General features: G+C 62.3%; 17 protein-coding genes. 5 read left to right on the forward strand and 12 right to left on the reverse strand.

The genetic code is table 11. The annotated features are described in order from the left end of the window. Positions 1–4 precede the first annotated feature (4 nt). The 7 genes from DOM58_RS16530 to DOM58_RS16560 form a co-directional block, all read right to left on the reverse strand. Positions 5–808, reverse strand: coding sequence for an enoyl-CoA hydratase/isomerase family protein (locus DOM58_RS16530; RefSeq protein WP_110693792.1), 804 nt, complete (start codon positions 806–808; stop codon positions 5–7). Positions 809–883: 75 nt separating this feature from the next. Next, positions 884–2413: an AMP-binding protein gene (locus tag DOM58_RS16535; protein ID WP_075561648.1), complete on the reverse strand. Its 1530-nt coding sequence runs from the start codon at positions 2411–2413 to the stop codon at positions 884–886. Then, a complete protein-coding gene (locus DOM58_RS16540; RefSeq protein WP_110693793.1) occupies positions 2413–2919 on the reverse strand; it encodes a (2Fe-2S)-binding protein in 507 nt (168 codons plus the stop codon). The genes DOM58_RS16535 and DOM58_RS16540 overlap by 1 nt, the downstream gene beginning before the upstream one ends. After that, the gene (locus DOM58_RS16545) at positions 2900–3748 is read right to left on the reverse strand and encodes an FAD binding domain-containing protein (protein ID WP_110693794.1); all 849 of its coding nucleotides are present in this window, start codon (positions 3746–3748) and stop codon (positions 2900–2902) included. Before DOM58_RS16545 ends, DOM58_RS16540 begins: the two co-directional genes overlap by 20 nt. Beyond that, a complete protein-coding gene (locus tag DOM58_RS16550) occupies positions 3745–6747 on the reverse strand; it encodes a xanthine dehydrogenase family protein molybdopterin-binding subunit (protein WP_110693795.1) in 3003 nt (1000 codons plus the stop codon). The genes DOM58_RS16545 and DOM58_RS16550 overlap by 4 nt, the downstream gene beginning before the upstream one ends. Positions 6748–7056: 309 nt before the next feature. Continuing rightward, on the reverse strand, positions 7057–7542 hold the full coding sequence (locus DOM58_RS16555; RefSeq protein WP_110693796.1) for a YajQ family cyclic di-GMP-binding protein: 486 nt from the start codon (positions 7540–7542) through the stop codon (positions 7057–7059). Between the two features lie 39 nt (positions 7543–7581). Next, positions 7582–8121: a GNAT family N-acetyltransferase gene (locus tag DOM58_RS16560; protein ID WP_083627714.1), complete on the reverse strand. Its 540-nt coding sequence runs from the start codon at positions 8119–8121 to the stop codon at positions 7582–7584. A gap of 225 nt (positions 8122–8346) precedes the next feature. On the opposite strand from DOM58_RS16560, the gene DOM58_RS16565 reads away from it, so the two are divergent. Further along, complete coding sequence (locus tag DOM58_RS16565) at positions 8347–9834, forward strand: RimK family protein (protein WP_110693797.1); 1488 nt, start codon at positions 8347–8349, stop codon at positions 9832–9834. Between the two features lie 102 nt (positions 9835–9936). On the opposite strand, the gene DOM58_RS16570 is transcribed toward DOM58_RS16565, so the two are convergent. The 5 genes from DOM58_RS16570 to DOM58_RS16590 form a co-directional block, all read right to left on the reverse strand. Next, positions 9937–10821, reverse strand: a complete 885-nt coding sequence (locus DOM58_RS16570; protein ID WP_110693798.1) for a DUF2797 domain-containing protein — start codon at positions 10819–10821, stop codon at positions 9937–9939. Further along, positions 10809–11075 carry a YeaC family protein gene (locus tag DOM58_RS16575; RefSeq protein WP_075561641.1) on the reverse strand — a complete coding sequence of 89 codons (267 nt, stop codon included), beginning with the start codon at positions 11073–11075 and terminating at the stop codon, positions 10809–10811. Before DOM58_RS16575 ends, DOM58_RS16570 begins: the two co-directional genes overlap by 13 nt. After that, positions 11072–11968 (reverse strand): rhomboid family intramembrane serine protease, encoded by an 897-nt coding sequence (locus DOM58_RS16580; RefSeq protein ID WP_110693799.1) that lies wholly within the window; start codon positions 11966–11968, stop codon positions 11072–11074. Before DOM58_RS16580 ends, DOM58_RS16575 begins: the two co-directional genes overlap by 4 nt. Positions 11969–12321: 353 nt before the next feature. Then, positions 12322–13299: a metallophosphoesterase gene (locus DOM58_RS16585; RefSeq protein WP_110693800.1), complete on the reverse strand. Its 978-nt coding sequence runs from the start codon at positions 13297–13299 to the stop codon at positions 12322–12324. Position 13300: 1 nt separating this feature from the next. Further along, positions 13301–14182 (reverse strand): NAD(+) kinase, encoded by an 882-nt coding sequence (locus tag DOM58_RS16590; protein WP_075561638.1) that lies wholly within the window; start codon positions 14180–14182, stop codon positions 13301–13303. Between the two features lie 278 nt (positions 14183–14460). Between DOM58_RS16590 and DOM58_RS16595 the strand changes: the two genes are divergently transcribed. The 4 genes from DOM58_RS16595 to DOM58_RS16610 all read left to right on the forward strand — a co-directional run bounded on the left by DOM58_RS16595 (position 14461) and on the right by DOM58_RS16610 (position 19737). Continuing rightward, the gene (locus DOM58_RS16595; RefSeq protein WP_075561637.1) at positions 14461–14826 is read left to right on the forward strand and encodes a hypothetical protein; all 366 of its coding nucleotides are present in this window, start codon (positions 14461–14463) and stop codon (positions 14824–14826) included. 11 nt (positions 14827–14837) lie between these two features. Next, on the forward strand, positions 14838–17054 hold the full coding sequence (locus DOM58_RS16600) for a pyrroloquinoline quinone-dependent dehydrogenase (protein ID WP_245392307.1): 2217 nt from the start codon (positions 14838–14840) through the stop codon (positions 17052–17054). A 185-nt stretch (positions 17055–17239) separates the two neighbouring features. After that, on the forward strand, positions 17240–18547 hold the full coding sequence (locus DOM58_RS16605; RefSeq protein WP_110693801.1) for a DUF3100 domain-containing protein: 1308 nt from the start codon (positions 17240–17242) through the stop codon (positions 18545–18547). A gap of 29 nt (positions 18548–18576) precedes the next feature. Continuing rightward, on the forward strand, positions 18577–19737 hold the full coding sequence (locus DOM58_RS16610) for a M20 aminoacylase family protein (protein ID WP_110693802.1): 1161 nt from the start codon (positions 18577–18579) through the stop codon (positions 19735–19737). Positions 19738–19766 lie beyond the last annotated feature (29 nt).

A 19766-nucleotide genomic window follows, 5' to 3' on the forward strand; every position in this document is an offset into this window, starting at 1 on the left:
GAATTTACTCCCCGCGGAACACCGCCTTGCGTTTGGCATGAAAGGCTTCGACTCCTTCGCGGAAGTCGTTCGAGCTGCGCAGACGGCTGTAGCAGTGGCCTTCCATCTCGATGGCAACCGACAGCGGCGAGTCTTCGTTGTCGTTGATCAGCTTCTTGGCGGTGCGCTGTGCCAGCGGCGAAAAGCGACGCAACTCCTCGACCAGCGAGCGGGTGGCGGCTTCCAGCTGATCATCCGGCACGCATTCGGTAGCGATACCCCACTCCAGAGCCTGCACCCCGGTAATGCGCTTGGCGCGCATGACCATGTGCTTGGTGCGGGTGATGCCGATGATCTTCTGCAGTCGAGCGGAGCCGCCGGATCCCGGAATCTGGCCCAGGTTCTGCTCGGGCAGGGCGTAGCGTGTGGTTTCGGAGGCGATGCGGAAATCACACGCCAGCGAAAGTTCGAAGCCGACGCCGAAGGTATAACCGCGATTGGCGACGATGACCGGCTTCTCGCACCGTGCCGGTGCCGCCACGTTCCACGCCAGCTTGGAGACATGTTCCGGCGAAGCCTCCAGAAACCCCTTGATGTCACCGCCGCTAGAGAAATGCTCTCCTTCGGCACGCAACACGATGACTCGCACATCGTCGTGGCCGTCGAGCGCCTCGAATACCTGCCGCAGCACCTCGCGCTGCGACATGGCGATCACGTTGAGCGGCGGACGATTGAGAACAATATCGGCCCGCTCGTGATCGGCATCCATTTGCACCTCGAAGCCATCGAACTCGGAAGCCAGAAAATCCTTGATCGCGGGTTGAGTCATGACAGTTCCTTGATTGGGTTGAATCGTGAGCGGGTCGTGGATCGGATCGAACGTGAATCGGACGCGAACCGGCAGTTAGTCGGTGGCCAGGGAGTCGGCGCGGTCATCGAGGAGCACGCGACGCAGGACCTTGCCAACGGCGGATTTGGGAATGTCTTCGACGAAGATGTAGCGGCGCGGGCGTTTGAAGCGTGTGAGGCCAGCTTCGTTGCAGTGCTCGCTCAGAGCGTTTTCGTCCACCGCGCCACGCACCTTGACGAACGCCGTGACGATTTGGCCCCACTGCTCGTCGGGCAGCCCGGCGACCACCACTTCCTCGACCTGCGGATGCAGCGAGAGCACGTTCTCGATCTCGGCGGGGCTGACGTTCTCGCCGCCGGTGATGATCAGGTCGTCGACACGGCCGGTGACGAAAAGATCGCCGTCCTCGTCCAGATAGCCCATGTCGCTGGTGAAGTACCATCCATCGCGGAGCGACTTCTGGTCGGCTTCGGGGCGCCGCCAATATCCTGAAAAAGCCTCGTCTCCGGCCAGATCGGCGATGATTTCACCCTCTTGTCCCGCCGGCAGGACTTCGTCGGGGGATGCCGCATCGACCGGCACCACCCGGATGCGTTGATTGAGCGAGGCGCGACCGGAGGAGCCCGGCTTGCGGTTGGCTCGTTGATCGATGGTGAACGTGTATATCTCGGAGCAGCCGTAGTGATTGACGAACAGACTCGGCTCAAAGGCAGCTTCGACGCGGGCCATCAGTCCGGCGCTCATCGCCGCCCCGGCGAAACCGATCTTGTCGACGCTGGCCACACGCTCGGCACGGAAGGTCGGATGCTCGATCAGCATGTGATAGAGCGTGGGAACGAGATAGAGGTTGGTCACCCGATCGCGCTCGATCGCTTCCAATGTGGCTTCCGGGTCGAAGCGCGGCACGCAGACGAAGGCGCCATCGATCAGCGCCATCGACAACAGCGAACGTACCCCCATGGTGTGATAGAGGGGCATGACGCCTAGCGTGCGTTCGTCGTGGCGATAAAGATTCTGGGCCACGTGCGCCATCGCCGCAGCGCGCTCCGCTTGATGCGTTCGCGGTACGCCCTTGGGCCTTCCGCTCGTGCCCGAGGTATAGAGCATCAGCGAGATATCTTCGGGTCGAGCGCGACACAGCGTCTCGCCCTGCCCGCCGAGCAGCGACTCGAATGCCACCGCCGCGTCGTCGCCGCAGCCGCCCACCGCGATACGAGAAATGGCGTAGGCTTCCTCGCAGGCCAGAACTGCCTCGGCGCCTGCGGCATCGAACGCGACGCCACGGGCCTCGGCGTCTTCCAGACAGTAGCGCACGTCCCTGTCCGTCGAGCGCCAGTTGATCGGGGTGACGATAATGCCGGCAAACTGACAGGCCCAATGCAGCGTTGCCATCTGCCAACGGTTTTGCATTACCACGATCAGATGGTCTCCACGGCCCAGCCCCAATGCTTCCAGCCCGCGTGCCACGCTCTGGATATCCTCGAGCCATTCGGCATAGCTGCGCCGGAACTCGCCATCCGTGATCGCTATCGACCGCGGACGTCGTTCTACCGTTGCGAGAAAACTGCGGCCAAGGTCGAACATTAGGGTGTCTCCTGTCGGTTGTTCTGTCTGGCCCGGGCCACTGCCAGCACGGCCTGGACGATGCCGGTGTAACCGGTACAGCGGCAGAGATGACCCGACAGCATGTCGCGCACCTCGGCTTCGCTCGGGTCCATCACGCGGCCCAGAAATTCATGGCAGGACATCAGTATCCCCGCCGTGCAGAATCCACATTGCAGAGCGTGATGTCCCCGAAACGCGTGCTGCAGATCGTTGAGCTCGCCCTCTTTTGCCAACGACTCGATCGTTTCCACACGACGGCCTTCGACTTGTACGGCGAGCATCAGGCACGATCGTGTGGCGCGTCCGTCGACCATCACGGTGCAGGCGCCACATACGCCATGCTCACACCCGACGTGTGTCCCGGTAGCGCCGAGCGAGTGCCGCAGGAAGTCGCACAGCTGCGTGCGCGGTTCGGCATAGGCACTGCGCTCGCGACCATTGAGCGTTAGCGTGACGCGATAGCGTTCATCGAGCCGGACGTACATCGGTGGTCTCCTCCTGGACGATCTCTTCGGTCATCAGTCGCCGTCCCATTTCTCGTACCAAGTGACGGCGGTAAGTGGCAGAGGCGTGAATGTCGTCCTGCGCCTCGAGAGACCAGGCCAGCGTGTTGAGGGCGTCGTCGAGGTCGACGTCGCGGGGAATGCGTCGCACCACGGGCCGGTCAGCAACGCCGCCCACGCCGAGGCGGTATTCGGTTTCGCCGATGTCGACAGCCAAGGCGACGATGGCGAAATCACCATGGCGCATGGCGACCTCCTGGAAGCGATAGCGGTGCCCTGCCTTGCTGAGCGGAAAGCGCACTTCGGTGATCAATTCGTGGGGACGTCGAGCAGTGGTCAAGACCCCCTGAAAGAAGTCATCCCCGGTCACGCGACGCGGTTTACCACGCTTCGTCTCCAGCACCACTTCACCGCCCAGCGTGGCGAGGCATAGCGGCAGCTCGGCACTGGGATCGGCATGCGCAATGGATCCGCAGACGGTGCCGCGATTGCGGGTCTGGAAATGGCCGATCCAGGGCAGCATCTGTTCCAGCAGCGGCACTTCGTCAGCGAGTACGGCGTACTCCGCCAGTTCGGCCTGGGTGGTGGCAGCACCTACCGCAAGATAACCGTCGCGTCGCTCGATATAACGCAGCTCGTCGACGGCACTGATGTCGATCAGCACCCGGGGCTGACTCAGGCGCATGTTGAGTACGGCCATCAGCGATTGGCCGCCGGCGATGATTCGAGCATCTTCCCCGCGTTCGACCAGTTGCTCGATGGCCTCGCGACGGGTCGTGGGTCGGTAGTAATCGAAGGCAGCTGGTTTCATTGGTCACCTCCGCGCTTACCGGTCAGAGCGCGCAATCGTTGCCATAGCGATCCTTTGCTCGTGCTGCCACTCAACCGTTGCGAGAGCCGCGAGAAGATCTGACCGATGAGCATCTTCGAGGCGCTGGAGAGCATGCGTCCGCCTACCGAAGCGATCTTGCCGCCCACCGTCACCTCGTAGTCGTAGTCCAGGCGGGTCTTGCCGCCTTCGATTTCGCTGAATCGAATTTTTGCCGCCCCAGCGGCATCGCCCATCCCGCTCTTGCCGGCGCCGGAGAGACGCAGCGAGTGCGGTGGCTCGAGTTCGGTCAATTCGACCCGGGCGTCGAAGCGGGCCCGGATCATGCCGACACCGACGGTGACGTCGGCGCGATAAGTGTTGTCGCCGGTCAGTTCCAGAGAATGGCAGCCCGGAATCATGGCTTTCAGCGTGTCGGGGTCGAGAATGCTTTCGAAAACGTGCTGCGGCGACGCGGGAATTTCGACACTGTCACTGGCGCTCAGCTTGGAACCTCCACCCGTCGACGCCTGCGCGCTCTCTTCAGCCACACCTTCCGGCCTTGGCGGTTCCTCGATCCCCATCAGCATGCGGACTTTCGATGGCGTCAACGGCAGCTCGATGGCCCCCGGTTCGACCGCGTCACCCAGCGCATCTGCTACCGCGTTGGCAATGCACACCGGCGTACTCATGTTGTTGCCTTCACCGACGCCTTTCGCCCCAAGCGGCGTGAATGGGGAGGGCGTTTCCATGTGCAGAATGGTCGGATCCGGCACTTCAACGGTCGTGGGGATCAGGTAATCGGCCAGCGTGCCCGAGGCAAAGCTGCCATCCTCGTTGTAATGGAAGGCCTCGTAGAGCGCGGCACCTACCGCCTGAGCGAAAGCGCCGCGCACCTGCCCGTCCACCAGCTGCGGATTGAGCATGCGTCCGGCGTCATGCAGCGTGACGTAGCGGTCGATCGTCACGCGACCGGTAAGCGAATCGAGCTCCACGCCGCAATAATCGAAAATGAAGCCGTAGCAGAGCGAGCTGTTGATACGCTCGTCGTCATCGGGCGCCGTCAGTTCGGCCGGCGTCCAGAAGGCGGTTTCGCGCAACCCGCCCGTTTCACCTTCAGGCAGCGTTCCCGGCGCCCAGTGAGTCGCGCCGGCGAGACGCTGAAATGACGTGGCGTGGACACCGTCGGCGGTATAGATTCGCCCTTCACCGAAGCGGATGTCCTCGACCGACACCTGCCACTGTTGCGCGGCGATGGCGTCCAGACGCGCCCGAATCTTGAGCGCCGCGTTATGGACGGCGCCAGCCACCGCACCGGCAAAACGACTGGAATAGTTGCCCGAGGCGATCGACCAGGCATCCTTGCCGGTATCGAGCTCTACATCGACACGGATGCTTTCGAGGGAAATTCCCAACACGTCGGCGACCACCTGGGCCGCGACGGTTCGATGCCCCTGACCTTGGGGCGTGGAAGAGACGTGGACGCTGACGCTACCCAGCGGGTCGACACTGATGGTGGCGGTACTCACCGCGCCGTTCTTGGGCCCGGCACGACGACGCTCCTCCGGCATCTGCGCCATGGTGATGTAACCCATGTTGGAGATCGACGGCTCCACGGCCACCGTATAGCCGATTCCGTAATGGCGACCTTCGCGACGGGCAGACTCCCGACGCTGGCGCAACTCTTCGAGGCCGCCCTGCTCGACACCAAGTTCGATACCGCGTCGATAATCACCGGAATCCAGTAGCGCCCCGGCGGCGCAGCGATAGGGAAAAGCCTCGGTGGGCACCAAGTTGCGACGAATCACATCGAGCGGGTCAAGATCCAGCGTCACGGCAATACGCTGCATCAGTCGCTCCAGTGCAAAGTAGACCTGAGGCCCGCCGAACCCACGATTGAGGCCGGTCGGCATCTTGTTGGTCATGACGATACGGTTGCGAACCTGAAGGTGATGAATGTCGTAAGCGCCAGTGAGATTGCCGTGCATTCGATAGGTGGTGGCAGGCTCCGGGGCCCGTAGATAGGCGCCGCAATCATCGAGCTGATCGAAACGCAAGGCCGAGACACGCCCGTCGCTCGCAAAGGCCGCTTCAATCGTGGTGACTCGGTTGGTGGCCGACGATGCGCCCTGCAAATGCTCGAGCCGATCCTCGACCCATTTTACCGGCGCCCCGACCTTGCGTGCCGCCAGCCCCATCATCACGACATAAGGAAAGACGCCCTGCTTGATCCCGAAGCTGCCGCCGGAATCCGGCGGCGTGCGCAGTCGCAGACGATTGGCGGGCACTTGCAGGGCACGCGCCATCACCGAATGAATCGCGTAGGGCCCCTGGAAATTGGCCATGACGTCGTAGCCACCCTCCGCGGGATCGTACTGACCCAGAACGACGTAGCACTCGATCGGCGTGCAGGCACTACGGGGGTAGCGCACCTTGAGGGAAAGTCTGTGCGCTGCCTGCTCGAAAGCGGTATCCGCATCGCCATAATTGAAATAACGATCATTGACGACGTTACTGCCGACGGCCTCGTGCAGTACGCTGGCGTCATCGTTAGTGGCCATTTCGGGATCGATGGAGACACCAAGAACGTCGTATTCGATCTCGACGGCATCCAGCGCGTCCTCGGCCAGATAACGGTCCTCGGCGATGATCACCGCCACTGGTTCACCGACGTAGCGAACCTTATCGACCGCCAGACACCAGTGCTCCATGGGTTGACGGACTCCCACGGGAAACGGTGCCGCCCAGCGCTTGACGTCTTCTCCAGTCAGCACACCTCGCACGCCCGGTATCTGCAAGGCAGCCTCTATCACGACCCGCTGGATTCTGGCGTGCGCATGGGGCGACCGAACGACCGCCGCATGCAGTGTTCCCGGCGGGACGGCGAGATCGTCAGCGTAGCGCCCTAATCCTCGCAACAACGCCTCGTCCTCGACGCGCGGCTGGCGCTTGCCGACGTAGGAGTGCGGCTGCTGATGATGAAGCAGTGTTGCTGAATTCATCGACGACTCCTCGATGGGCGTGAAGCTGTGCCGAGGAGTCTATGATCGCGGACGATTTCGATGCATTGCCGATCGATACGGAGTTTATCCGCAGAGTCGGATCGTTTGCCGCCGAGTCTGATTTCAAGACTAAAGTCTGACGCTACCGATCATCGGAGATCGACGAGCGACTTCGACTCGGGTACGACGACGAGAACAAAGGACAGCATGGAAAGCGCAAAATAGAAGGCGAGGCGACAAGGAGGCGAAGAAAGACAAGGATGGAAAAACGGGCCCGCCAGTCGAGAGCGGGCCCGAGGGGCTGGAAACTCAGTCACGAAAGTTATCGTATTGCAGCGGAAGGTCCGGGCCATCCTCTCCCTTGAGCAGCGCGATGGCCTGTTGCAGGTCGTCGCGCTTCTTGCCGCTGACGCGGACCTTGTCACCCTGGATCGCGGGCTGCACCTTGAGTTTCGAATCTTTCAACAGCTTGACGATCGCCTTGGCGTCCGGCTGCTCGAGCCCCTGCTTGAGCTTGACCTGCTGGCGCGCCTTGACGCCGGAAGTCTGGGCATCCTCGATTTCCATGCAGCGCGGGTCGATGCCTCGCGCGATCAGCTTGTTGCGCAGCACATCGATCATCTGTTGCAGCTGGAACTCGGCGTCCGCCTCGAGCGAGACGGCCTCGCCTTCCAGCGCAAAGCTGGCATCGACGCCGCGAAAGTCGAAACGGGTCTGAATCTCCCGATTCGCCTGATCGACGGCATTGGTCGCTTCGTGACGATCGAATTCGGAAACGATGTCGAAAGATGGCATGTCAATCCTCCTTGAAAAAGGGCCTGTGTGCGGCCGAAGTCAGTCTTCAAGCGCCGCAGCCGGTATTTCGGCCGACTCGAGTCGCTTGTCCATCTGCCAGGCGGCGCAGCCGTCGGCATAGTAGTCGTCCAGCCAGCGGCGCGCGTTGAATCCCATTCGCCGGTAGAGCCCCATCGCCACGCGATTGTCGGCACGGACCTCCAGCAAGAGGCGTTGGCTGCCCCGCTCGCGCGCGGCATCTTCGAGCGCCTGGAGCAGCTCCCGACCGAGCCCGGTACCGCGAGCGACGGGGTCGACGCAGAAAGAGTAAAGCCTGGCCGTCACGCTGTTGCGCCGAAACAGCAGCGTGCCGTAGCCAACGACGCGCTGATCGTCGCTGACTGCCAGCAGATTGACGGCGTTGGCACGGGTCAACAGATGCGCGAGTTGGCGGCGGCTGAAACGGTCGTCGTCAAAGCAGCGCTCTTCCAATTGATACAGAGCGTCGCAATCGGCGGGCAGGCCTGGGCGAAGCGTGCGGCGCAGGCGTGCACTCTCATCTGGGATTTCGGTGGCGGGCGGCCCTTCGGCGGCATTCATTCGACGAACTCTCTCGACGTGCTTTTTTTGACTTGCGCTTTCGTCATGCCGTCCCGGCATGCTGTCTCGACGGCGCTGACCAATCGAGCCGAAATTATTTCATGCCGGCAACGGCTTGTCGTCGACTTCGCATCACTGCAAGCTGTTTTCCCTTGCAGTTCCGGCTGCATTTTCGTATCAACGCCGAATACTCTCGGGCAACGTCGAAAAAGGAGTCACCCATTCATGTCTCGCCTGCGTATCGTCGTTGACCGCCTCACCGACTGGCAACCCTATTACCCTTCCGAGGACCTGACCGTCGCCGACGACTTTCTGGCCCTGGCGGGTTCGGCCGCGACCGATGATGCCACTCACGTCATCAATCTGTGCGCCAACCTCGACTATCTGGAAACCGGCTATTACGTCTCGCTGCTGGCGCAGGCCCGCGATCAACGTGTTCTACCCAGCGTCGAAACGCTCAACCAGTTGTCACGCAAGGCGCTGATCGACATGCAACTGGCAGCGATCGACCCGTTGCTGATGGAGCTGGACAAGCGCGGCGTACTCGCGGGAGACACCTTCACGCTGCGCGTCTTCTTCGGCGAATGCCTCGCGCCTGAGCTGCAACGCCTGGCGCGCCGCCTGTTCGAGCGCCTGCCTCATCCACTGCTGGAGGCCCGTTTCGAGAAGCGCCAAAGCGTCTGGCGCCTGACGCGTCTCAAGCCTCTGGCGCTGACGGCGTTGCAGCCCGAGGAGGAAGATCGGTTCGCGACGGCGTTGAACCGTCACTCCACCCGGGTCTGGCGAACACCGCGAGCGCGGCGTCGTTATCGCTTCGATCTGGCGATACTGATCGATCCGCAGGAGGCCTTGCCGCCCAGCAACCGAGGCGCGATCAAGCGCTTCATTCGTGCCGGACGACGCCTGGGTATCGATGTCAGCCTGATCACCCACCGCGACGCTGGCCGGCTGGCCGAATTCGATGCTCTGTTCATCCGCGAGACGACCCGGCTGGATCACCACACCTATCGCATGGCCAAGAAGGCCGAGCATGAAGGCCTGGTCGTGATCGACGATCCGCAGTCGATCCTGCGCTGCACCAACAAGATTTTCCTCCACGAGCTGCTGGGCACCCACAAGATCCCCGCGCCTCGGGGCCAACTGCTGTATCGCGGCGACATGAAACGGCTCGACGAAAAACTCGCACACCTGGAGTACCCGCTGGTACTGAAAGTGCCGGACGGCGCCTTTTCCAAGGGCGTGGTCAAGATTCGCTCGCGGGAGGAGCTGGTCGCCGAGGCGCCCAAGCTGTTCGAGTCGTCCGCCCTGCTGCTGCTACAGGAGTGGCTGCCCACCGATTTCGACTGGCGCATCGGGGTGCTGGACGGCCAGATGCTGTTCGCCAGTCGCTATTACATGGCGCGTGGCCACTGGCAGATCTACGACCACTCCAGCGGCAAGACCCGCAGCGGCGGATTCACCACCCACGATCTTTCCGAAGTACCGCCACCGGTGGTCAAGGCGGCGCTGCGGGCGACCAAGCTGATCGGCAACGGTCTTTACGGTGTCGATCTCAAGCAGATCGGCGACCGCGTGGTGGTCATCGAGGTCAACGACAACCCCAACCTGGATGCCGGCGTGGAGGATCTCGTACTGAAGGACACGCTCTACGAGCAGGTCATGGCGGTATTCCTGAAACGCATGGAGCGTCAGCTCGAGCACAAACCGCGCTGACGGGCCTGCCGGCTCGGGCTAGATCACCCCGGGCTAGATCACCCGGGGCTAGTTCACCCCGGGCTATGGCAGCCCGGGGCATTCAGCTCGAAGCGCTCCAGCTCAGGCCGCTTCCGCGCTCGCGGACACTTGGTAGCCGGCGAATTTGCGCAGGTTGATGACGCCGGTATCGAGAATCATGTACTGCCCCTTGAGGCCCAGCAAGGTGCCCTCGATCGACGGTGTCTTGTCGAAATTCAATGACACGATCTTGCGCGGCCATTCGAGAACGGGATAGTCGATCGCCAGCGGCGCGACGTCGTCGACCGTCTGGATCGCCTCTTCACCGAAACGCCGGCGCAAGGCTACGAGCCCCGGCGCAAGCTCGGTCAGCAGGCGATCGCGCTCGGCCAGCAGATCGAGCGGTTCGACCTCGCCCTTGAGCATCGCTCGCCAGTTGGTGCGATCGGAGACATGCGACTTGAACAGCGTTTCCACCATGCCCGACTGCTGGCGCGTATCGACATCGAGAATCGGCAACGCCTGGATCGCGCCCTGATCCAGCCAGCGCGTCGGCATGTTGGTACCCCGCGTAATGCCGACCTTGAGGCCCGAAGCATTGGCCAAGTAGACGGTGTGGGGGCGGAAACAGTGACGTTCGCCCCAGGCCGGGTCGCGACAGGTGCCCTGGAAATAGTGACAGGTCTCCGGGCGCATCATGCACAGATCGCAATGCGCCAGCGAGGTAAAACAGGGATAACAATGGCCCTGACCGAAGCTCTTGCGCGTGGCTCGCCCGCACTCGACGCAGTGAATCTGGCCGCTGGAATGCAAGCGAATACGCTGCCCCACCCAGCCGTTGATCGCCACCCGCTGTTCGCCGGTGCGCAGATGATAGTCGGCTCGGCCAGTCTCCGTCGGCAGCCGAATATCGAGCTTTCGCAGCTGGCCGCTGGCGGCCTGGCCCTCGTGTCGTGAATCGGGCCGACCCAGAATCAGTTGATCCATTTGACCGCGGCTTCCTCGGCCGACGAATGGCTGCCGGAAGCACACTCGTTGCGCTCCAGGTATCCCACGCGCTGATCCGCAGGCACGTCATGGATCATTTCGTACTTGATCACCGCTTCCAGGCAGAGCTCGGTCTGCTCGGGGCTCAAGCGGCGTCCATCGGGCCATTTCCGCAGCTGGATGGCCTGCTTGAAGTTCTCGTACATCTCTACCGTCATCTGCGCGACCATGCGGTCGAAATTCATCTCGCTCACTGATTGTCTCCTGAAGAGCTCTCTCCTGAAATCTCGTGGCCAGCGCCGCCGGAAGCGTTGCGGCTGGCGAACCAACCCATCACCAGCCCGACCAGCAACCCGCCCAGATGGGCCTCGTTGGCGACATTGCCAAAGCCGACGGCATCTCCCAGCCCCGTCATGGTGAAGACCATCCAGCCCAGCATGAAGACCATCAACATCTGCGGCACGAAAAATCCGCTGCCCGGCCGGCGGCGAGATATCAGCCACACGTAACCCAGCAGCGCATAGTCGACCCCTGACATGCCCCCGAACAGCACGGTGCCGGTGAAATATTGCGCGAGGTTGGAAAACAGTGCCGCGACCAGAACGATAACGCCGAGCCGACGCCAGCCCTGGACCGACTCGACCTGGCGGCCGAAATACCACACCCACAGCATGTTGAAGATCAGATGCATCCAGCCGAAGTGCAAAAGCGCTGGCGTGAACAGCCGCCATACCTGTCCACCGGCCAAGGTATCGGTGACCAGATCGCCCGGCACGATTCGCTGACCCACCACGTCCAGCGGAACGATGACAAGCGCACGGACGATGGCGTCGCCGGCGAATGTCATGGCGAGAAAAATCGCCACGCAGACGGCAATCAGGCCGGCGGCAAACGGCGCCTGTCCGAACGCCTGCCCGGTGACGCTGGGCCGACGCCGAGGCGCGGCACGGGTCGCTGACGCGTCCAGCTCGCCGCGATGCCAGAGTTCGATCAGCCGGGCGGCCTCATCGCGCTGCTCGGGATCGGCCAGCCACAATACCTGCTGATTTTCCTGCTGGGTAAAACGATGCCCGATATGGTGTGCCCATAGCGCCTGCCGCAACGAACGCGTATCCAGGTCACCGGGCAGCTCGAGAAGTTTGTACATGAAAGAGATCCGACTCACTTGCCGAGAGAATAGCGAAACATCGACTCCGGAAACGCTCGTGACGTTTGACCACGAACGCGAGCATCGATGCCGACAGGCATCCATACCAAAACGAATCCGAGCGGCCATTCTACAGAGCCGACAAAGAAAAATCCGGCGGTAGGCCGCCGGATAAGAGCAAGGGATCATTCAAGGGAACACTGACTTTGAGGACCTCGGGTGGCGGTAGTTCCCGGAAGGCTCGAAAAAATTCCGATTCTTTCTCGCTCTCGACCGGGTTTTTCCCAAAAGTATCCTCGAATCAAAAACCTGCAGCCGTGTAAAAAAATGCAAAACTCAGAATCGCGAAGACGTCAGTCCCGAATGCCCTCCTTCGATACATCGACCCAGACGAAACGATTGGCATCGAGCCGCTGTTCCCCTTCCCAACGGTAAGCCACCAACCGGCCGTGCTTCACCGCGCTGTAATCGAGGCAGGCGATGTTGGCCCGCGGCAGCGCCGGCACGCCCTGGCACCAGTAATGACCGACGAACAGCGGCGGCGCCGATTCCGGATAGAAAGCCAGCCGCTCACGCTCGGCAGCGCTCAGCGGCCTATCTTCGAGCGCCGGCGGCAGATTGTCGGGTTGAAACACCACATCGCCATAGGTGTGCGGGTTTCGGCACCAGAAATGCGCTCGAAACGAGCGCCGCGTGAAGCCATCGCGAGACCGAATCTCGACCCCGGGTGGCAGTGGCATCTGCGTGCCGCGGGTCAGCCGATCCATGACCCCATGGGCAAAACTGCCGGGGGACGTCGACTCGGTCAGAAAAGCGCGGTCGATACGGGCATCGGGGCGGCGTGCGAGAAAAGCGTCGACCAAGGGCTCGTCCCAGCAAGCGTGAACCACCCGCAGCCCTTCCAGGTCGAGACACAGCGGCAGCGTCATGAACCAGGCAAGACAGGTTTCCCACTCCATCGGAAAGGCGTGAAACTGTTCCAGCGTCCGCTCGATGATGCGGTGGTTGCGCGGCGTATGCTCGCGCAGCCAGTCGCGTTCGCTATCGCTGGGCGCCTGGTGGCAGTAGGCCAGGGCGTTGTACTCATGGTTGCCCATCACGATGTGCGCCTCGCCAGCGTCGACCATCCCCTTGGCGATGGAAACGGCAAGCCGGATGTCGGGGCCACGATCGATCAGATCCCCCAGAAAGATCACCTGGCGGCGGGGATGACGAAATACACCGTCTTCCGCCCGATAACCGAGCTTCTCGAGCAGCCTGACCAGGCTCCGACCGCAGCCGTGAACATCCCCGATCAGATCATAGCCATCGACCTCGCGTTGCTGGGCCATGTCAGTCTCCCAGCCTGCTGCTCCATCCCAGCTTGGAACGGCAGGCCTCGAAGAAACTGTGTCCGCGCGGATGGATCAGCGTCAGGCGCTCGGCGTGGCGACGAACGTAGAGTACGTCGTCGGGCTTGCAGACGACACGGGTCTGACCGTCGCAGCTGACATGCGGATAGGCCTGATTGATATCGCCGATCTGCACCCGGATCTCGCTGGCCGCATCGATCACGATCGGCCGGCTGGAGAGCGTGTGCGGGAACATCGGCACCAGCGTGATGGCTTCCAGCCCCGGATGCACGATCGGCCCGCCGCCGGATAGCGCATAAGCCGTGGAGCCGGTCGGCGTCGCCATGATCAGGCCGTCGGAGCGCTGTGAGTAGACGAAACGATCGTCGACGAACAGTTCGAACTCGATCATCCGCGCGGCCTTGCCGGGATGCACGACGACATCGTTGAGGCTGGTGCCGGAGCCGATCAGTCGTTCGCCACGATAGAGTTCCGCCTCGAGCAGGAAGCGGCGCTCGGTATCGTACTGGCCGTCCAGCACCTCGGCCACTTTCTGTTCGACCTCGTCCGGCAGAATGTCGGTCAGAAAGCCCAGCCGTCCACGATTGATGCCGAGCACCGGTACCGCGCTGTGACATAGCGTTCTCGCCGCGCCGAGCAGACTGCCATCGCCCCCCACCACGATCACCAGATCACACAGCGTACCCAGCTCTCGACGCCGGGCTTCACCGTGGCGATGGCCGGGAAGCAGCGCGGCGGTACGATCCTCGATCACCAGATCGAGACCACGACGCTCGAGAAAGATCATCAGACGCTTGAGCGTCTCGACGACCTTGTCGCTGCCCAGGCGGCCAATCAGACCGATGGTGTTGAACGATTCCATACAAGGTGTCTCTCGCGACGTGACGGCCGGCCATTATGCTGGCTGCTCTCGTCCGCCGGCAAACGAGGCTCGGATGCGGGCAAAAAAAGCAGGATAGTTTCTCTGCTAACTTCTAAAAATCCTTTATACTTTAGCCGGCCTGGCATGTGGAATACGGGCAAGCGTAGCCACACCATCGAGCTGTTTCGTCGATGTTTTTTGGCCTGATGCAATATCAGAGCAACGCAGAAGCAGCCGCCAGGTGCACCAAACCGCTCTCATCAGGAGACAACAACCTCATGTCCCAATCTCGATCATTCAGGGCGGGCATCATCGTGCTGCTGCTGGGCTCGCTCGTCGGGCTCGCCGTGTCACTTTATGCCTATTTCACTCCGCTGACCGGGGTCAACGGCACGCTCGGCGCGCTGGTCGTCATCCTCTCGACGATCGCACTGGTCGTTCTGACGCTGGTGCTGGCACCGCTGTCATGCCGTAGCGGCCGCGTCGCGCTGCGTGTGCTGATCCTGCTGGCGCTCGTCGGCACCGGCTTCGCTGGGCTGCTGCTGCATCAGTGGTGGCTGACGGCCGCCATGGTGGTTGGCCTTATCGGTCTGCTGATGGACATGGCCAGCCCGACCGCCTCCACCAAAACAGTTCATTCATGAGGAGCCGATTCATGCCCATACCCTCGCCGACACTGTCCATACCCACGCTGAAAGCTACGGCACAGCGGCTGGGAATGGCCACGGCACTCGCGCTCTTGATCGCTCCCGCTCCACTGCTGGCGCAAGATCAGCCCACCGAATCCAGTCAGTCTTCGGCCAATAGCAGTGCCGGGGATTCATCAGCCGGAACTCAGGGCGCCACTCAGTCCGATACAACTCAGTCCGATGACGCTCAGAGCGACTCGACTCAAAGCGACTCTACTCAAAGCGAGTCGACACAGAGCGACAGCGCTGCCGACTCTCAGGATTCCGAAGACGTTGCCACGACGGACACCGGCGCCCGCAACGACAGCGATCGCCCGTCGATTCCGCTGGTGCCGGAAAACGCCACCTGGGACAGCTTCCACGGTCAGCTCAACGCTCAGAAGTACAGTCCCCTCGACCAGATTACGGCGGACAATGTCGGCGATCTCGAGAAAGTCTGGGAATTCCACACCGGCGACGTCTCCGACGGTTCCGGAGATACGCCGGCAAGCGTCTGGTCGGCGACCCCCGTCTTCGCCAACGACACCATCTATATCGGCACGCCCTTCTATCGCTTGATCGCGCTGGATCCGGGCACCGGTAAAGAGAAGTGGAGCTTCGACACCAAGTCTTCGCGCAAGGCCTTGACCCAGCCGGTGTTGAAGAACCGCGGCGTGTCCTATTGGGAAGCAGAAAACCCGGTCGCCGGTGAGCCGTGCCAGAAGATCGTCTACATGGGCACCATGGACGCTCAACTGTTCGCGCTGGACGCCGATACCGGCAAGCTCTGCAAGGGCTTCGCCGACAACGGCGTGCTCAACGTCAACCAGTGGAACGACACCCACGCCGTATGGCCGCTGTCCATACTGCAGCCACCGACCGTGGTCGGTGATCACCTGATGCTCGGTTGGGCCGGTATGGACTGGGCCTACGAACAGGCACCGCCGGGAACGATCTTCTCGCTGAACGCCCAGACCGGCGAGCTCGAATGGACATTCCAGGCGCTCTCCGACGAGATGCGCGAGAAGAGCGGTACCGCCAACGTCTGGACGCACATGTCTGCCGACCGCGAGAACGGCCTGCTCTATCTGCCGGTCTCTTCGCCATCTCCGAACTACTGGGGCGGCAACCGCACCGAAAAGGCACCGCTGGCGACATCGACCACTGCGCTGGATATCGATACCGGTAAAGTGGTGTGGTCTCGTCAGTGGGTTCACCACGATATCTGGGACTACGACATCAACTCCGCCCCGACGTTGATGGATATCACCGTCGACGGAAAAGAGATTCCGGCACTGGTTCAGGCGACCAAGCAGGGCTTCCTGTTCGTGGTCAACCGTCTGACCGGGGAAGACGTCTGGCCGATCGAGGAACGTCCGGTACCGCAGGGCGATGGCAGCGTCAAAGGCGAAGTCTATGCTCCGACACAGCCGTTCCCGACCAAGCCGGCGCCGCTGCTGGATCAGTCCAAGAAGCCCAAGATCTGGGGCCTCGCCGATGCCGTGGGCGGTGGCCAGTGTTCGCGTCTGTGGGACGATCTGACCTACGAAGGCATGTACACACCGCCGACCACCAAGGGAGAAGGCGCACTCTCCTATCCTGATAGTGCTGGTGGCGTGCAGTGGGGCGGTGTCGCGTACGACCCCCAGAGCCAGACCGCGATCGTCAATACCTCGCATATCGTGCAGACCATCAAGCTGTACAACCGCGAGGATTACAAAAAGGCCGATAGCGGCTCTGGCAACGAGAGTGGCTTCGCGCCGCAGGAAGGCGCGCCGTACGGCCTGCGCCTGCAGGTCGCGACGAACTGGCTGGGCATGCCCTGCTGGGAGCCGCCCTTCGGCGAGCTCGTGGCGATCGACATGCATACCGGTGACGTGAAATGGCGTCGTCCGATCGGGGCTTCTCAGCAGTACGGCTTCTTCATGCCAGAAAAATGGGGCTCGCCGACCATCGGTGGCCCGGCCGTGACGGCAGGCGGCGTCGTGTTCATCGGTGCCTCGATGGATGCCAAGCTGCGCGCCTTCTCGCTGAAGACCGGTGAAGAGTTGTGGGAAGACCAGGCCGAAGCACCGGCCGTGGCCAATCCCTCGGTCTACGAGTACAAGGGCCGCCAGTATGTTGCCTTCGTCGCCGGCGGCAACACGATCCTCAAGGATCAGGTTGGCGATCAGGTCGTGGTGTACGCCCTGCCGGAGGATTGATTCTCTAGTTCGGCAACACTGATGCGGTAACAGCCGCAATCGTCGTGACGGGGTGGGCCTTTGGCCCACCCCGTTTTACGTCAGGCCATCCAATAAACAGAACACCTCGCGCCTTTCATTCGATCACGCTCTCTCTCGATACTCGGTCAATCACCTCTCCACCAACAATAAAGAGGTCGCGACCGATGTCCCTCTCCCAACTGCTCAACTGGCGCCTGCACCTGCTGGTCGTCGTACTCTCGCTGTTCAGTGAATGGATCGGCATTCTCAAGATCCCGCTCGGACCCGGCGCCCTGCTGCTGTTGCCGTTGTTCTATGCCTTTATCCTCGGCGTACTGCTCAACCCCCATCTATTTGCGGGAACGAAGCGATTCCTGCCGGAAAGCGTCAGCCAGGCGGCTACCCCGCTGATCCTGATCTCGATCATGCCGTTCATCGCACGCTTCGGCTCGACCATCGGCCCGGCCATCGACCAGCTCATCAGCGCCGGCCCGGCACTGATCCTGCAGGAACTGGGCAACCTCGGCACCATGCTGGTGGCATTGCCGGTCGCGGTGCTGGTGCTCAAGATGGGACGCGAGGCCATTGGCGCGACCTATTCGATCGCTCGCGAGCCCAATATCGCGATCATCTCCGACAAGTACGGCCTCAAGGGGCCGGAGGGGATCGGCGTAATGGGCGTGTATGTCGTCGGCACCATGTTCGGCACGCTGTGGTTCGCGCTGATGGCCGGCTATCTGGCCTCGCTCGACTGGTTCGATCCACGCGCGCTGGCCATGGCCTGTGGTGTCGGCAGCGGCAGCATGGTGGCGGCCTGCTCCGGTGCGCTTGCCGGCGCCATGCCCAATCTCGCCGATGATCTGCTCGCTTTCGCTGGCGCCAGCAACCTGCTGACCTACGCCACGGGGCTTTACGTGTCACTGTTCATCGCGCTGCCCGTCGCGGAATGGCTGTATCGCCGCCTGGGCGGACGTAGTCGCGCCGATAGCATGGCGGGTGTCACCTCGGCCGATGGTGGCAGTCAGGGTGCAAACGACGACCTGACCGCCGAAGAACGTCCCGAAGCGAATCTCGGCAAGACCGCCGCGGTGCAGGCGATGGCCTGCGTAGTCGGCTGGATCGCCAATACCATCAACGGCTCCTCGCTGATCGACGCCCTGCCGGGCATGATCATTCTCTACATCATGACCCTGATCGGCCTGGTCATCACCCGCCTGGCACCGTTCTATCTGCCCGGCGTGGCCTGGGTATCACTGGTCAGCATCGTCATGACGTTGCCGTTCTTTCCGGGCAGCGGCTGGATCGTCGATCAGCTCGCCGCGGTCAATTTCCTGGCCATCGTCACGCCGGTGCTGGCCTACGCCGGACTGGCCCTCAGTCGCCGCGAGTTCACGATGTTCCGCCAGACCGGCTGGAAACTAATCATCATCTCGCTGCTGGTATTCACCGGCACCTATGTCGGTTCGGCGGTCGTAGCCCAACTGTTGCTGTAAGTCATTGACCGCCATTGTCGGAGGAGATCATGAACCAACCCGCTTCCTATCCCGATCCTGAAACGTTGATCGAGTGGCGCCACGACTTCCACCGCCATCCGGAGATCGCGTTCGAAGAGACTCGCACCAGTCAGCGCATCGCCGCGATACTACGTGAGCACGGTCTCGACCCGGTCACCGGCCTTGGCGGCGGTACCGGTATCGTTGTCACCATCGAGGGTAACCGAGGCCCGGGCCGTGCCATTGGTCTGCGTGCCGATATCGATGCGCTTCCGATCGAGGAGCTCAACGACGTCGACTACCGCTCGACGATACCGGGCCGCATGCATGCCTGCGGCCACGACGGCCACACCACCATGCTGCTGGGCGCGGCCTGCGCACTGGCGAGAAACCCAGACTTTGCCGGCCAGGTGCACTGTATTTTCCAGCCCGCCGAAGAGAGCGAAGGTGGCGGCCGCGTGATGGTCGAGGAAGGATTGTTCGAGCGCTTCCCGATGGCGGCGGTCTACGGCCTGCACAACTGGCCGGGACTCGCCGTCGGGGAAGCGGCCGTCCACGACGGCCCGGTGATGGCCGCGTTCGATGTTTTCACGCTCAGACTAACCGGGCGCGGCTGCCACGCCGCCATGCCGCATCTGGGCACGGACGTGGTGCTTTCCGCCTGCCAGCTGGCCAATCAACTGCAGGGGCTGATCAGCCGCGAGACCCCACCCCATCAATCCGCCGTGCTGAGCATTACCCAGTTTCACGCCGGCGACGCCTATAACGTCATTCCCGAGACGGTCGAACTGCGCGGCACCGTGCGCTGCTTCGATGCGGCGCTCAAGGCCAGGCTGGAGCAGCGCTTTCGCGATGCCGTGGATGCCACCGCCCAGTTTCACGGCCTCAAGGCCGAACTCGACTATCAGGCGCGCTATCCGGCGACGATCAACGATCCCGAGCACGCCGCGCGCTGCGCCGACGTGCTCGACACGCTCCCCGGTATCGCCAAGGTTCACCGCGACATGGCGCCCAGCATGGGGTCGGAAGACTTCGCCTTCATGCTGAACCAGTGCCCCGGCGCTTATGTCTGGTTGGGCAATGGCGATAGCGCCGCGCTGCACAACCCGGCCTACGACTTCAACGATGCCATCGCTCCCCTCGGCGTTGCCTACTGGCAAGCGCTGGTGAGGGAACTGCTGAGCGAGTGACACGACGCGCCGAGCAGAACGCTTCATTT

It is taken from the genome of Salinicola halophyticus, assembly GCF_003206695.1.
Lineage (GTDB): Bacteria > Pseudomonadota > Gammaproteobacteria > Pseudomonadales > Halomonadaceae > Salinicola > Salinicola halophyticus.

Coding starts and splice junctions, on each gene's coding strand:
- DOM58_RS16530 (WP_110693792.1), bottom strand. CDS start 808: ATGACTCAACCCGCGATCAAGGATTTTCTGGCTTCCGAGTTCGATGGC.
- DOM58_RS16535 (WP_075561648.1), bottom strand. CDS start 2,413: ATGTTCGACCTTGGCCGCAGTTTTCTCGCAACGGTAGAACGACGTCCG.
- DOM58_RS16540 (WP_110693793.1), bottom strand. CDS start 2,919: ATGTACGTCCGGCTCGATGAACGCTATCGCGTCACGCTAACGCTCAAT.
- DOM58_RS16545 (WP_110693794.1), bottom strand. CDS start 3,748: ATGAAACCAGCTGCCTTCGATTACTACCGACCCACGACCCGTCGCGAG.
- DOM58_RS16550 (WP_110693795.1), bottom strand. CDS start 6,747: ATGAATTCAGCAACACTGCTTCATCATCAGCAGCCGCACTCCTACGTC.
- DOM58_RS16555 (WP_110693796.1), bottom strand. CDS start 7,542: ATGCCATCTTTCGACATCGTTTCCGAATTCGATCGTCACGAAGCGACC.
- DOM58_RS16560 (WP_083627714.1), bottom strand. CDS start 8,121: ATGAATGCCGCCGAAGGGCCGCCCGCCACCGAAATCCCAGATGAGAGT.
- DOM58_RS16565 (WP_110693797.1), top strand. CDS start 8,347: ATGTCTCGCCTGCGTATCGTCGTTGACCGCCTCACCGACTGGCAACCC.
- DOM58_RS16570 (WP_110693798.1), bottom strand. CDS start 10,821: ATGGATCAACTGATTCTGGGTCGGCCCGATTCACGACACGAGGGCCAG.
- DOM58_RS16580 (WP_110693799.1), bottom strand. CDS start 11,968: ATGTACAAACTTCTCGAGCTGCCCGGTGACCTGGATACGCGTTCGTTG.
- DOM58_RS16585 (WP_110693800.1), bottom strand. CDS start 13,299: ATGGCCCAGCAACGCGAGGTCGATGGCTATGATCTGATCGGGGATGTT.
- DOM58_RS16590 (WP_075561638.1), bottom strand. CDS start 14,182: ATGGAATCGTTCAACACCATCGGTCTGATTGGCCGCCTGGGCAGCGAC.
- DOM58_RS16595 (WP_075561637.1), top strand. CDS start 14,461: ATGTCCCAATCTCGATCATTCAGGGCGGGCATCATCGTGCTGCTGCTG.
- DOM58_RS16600 (WP_245392307.1), top strand. CDS start 14,838: ATGCCCATACCCTCGCCGACACTGTCCATACCCACGCTGAAAGCTACG.
- DOM58_RS16605 (WP_110693801.1), top strand. CDS start 17,240: ATGTCCCTCTCCCAACTGCTCAACTGGCGCCTGCACCTGCTGGTCGTC.
- DOM58_RS16610 (WP_110693802.1), top strand. CDS start 18,577: ATGAACCAACCCGCTTCCTATCCCGATCCTGAAACGTTGATCGAGTGG.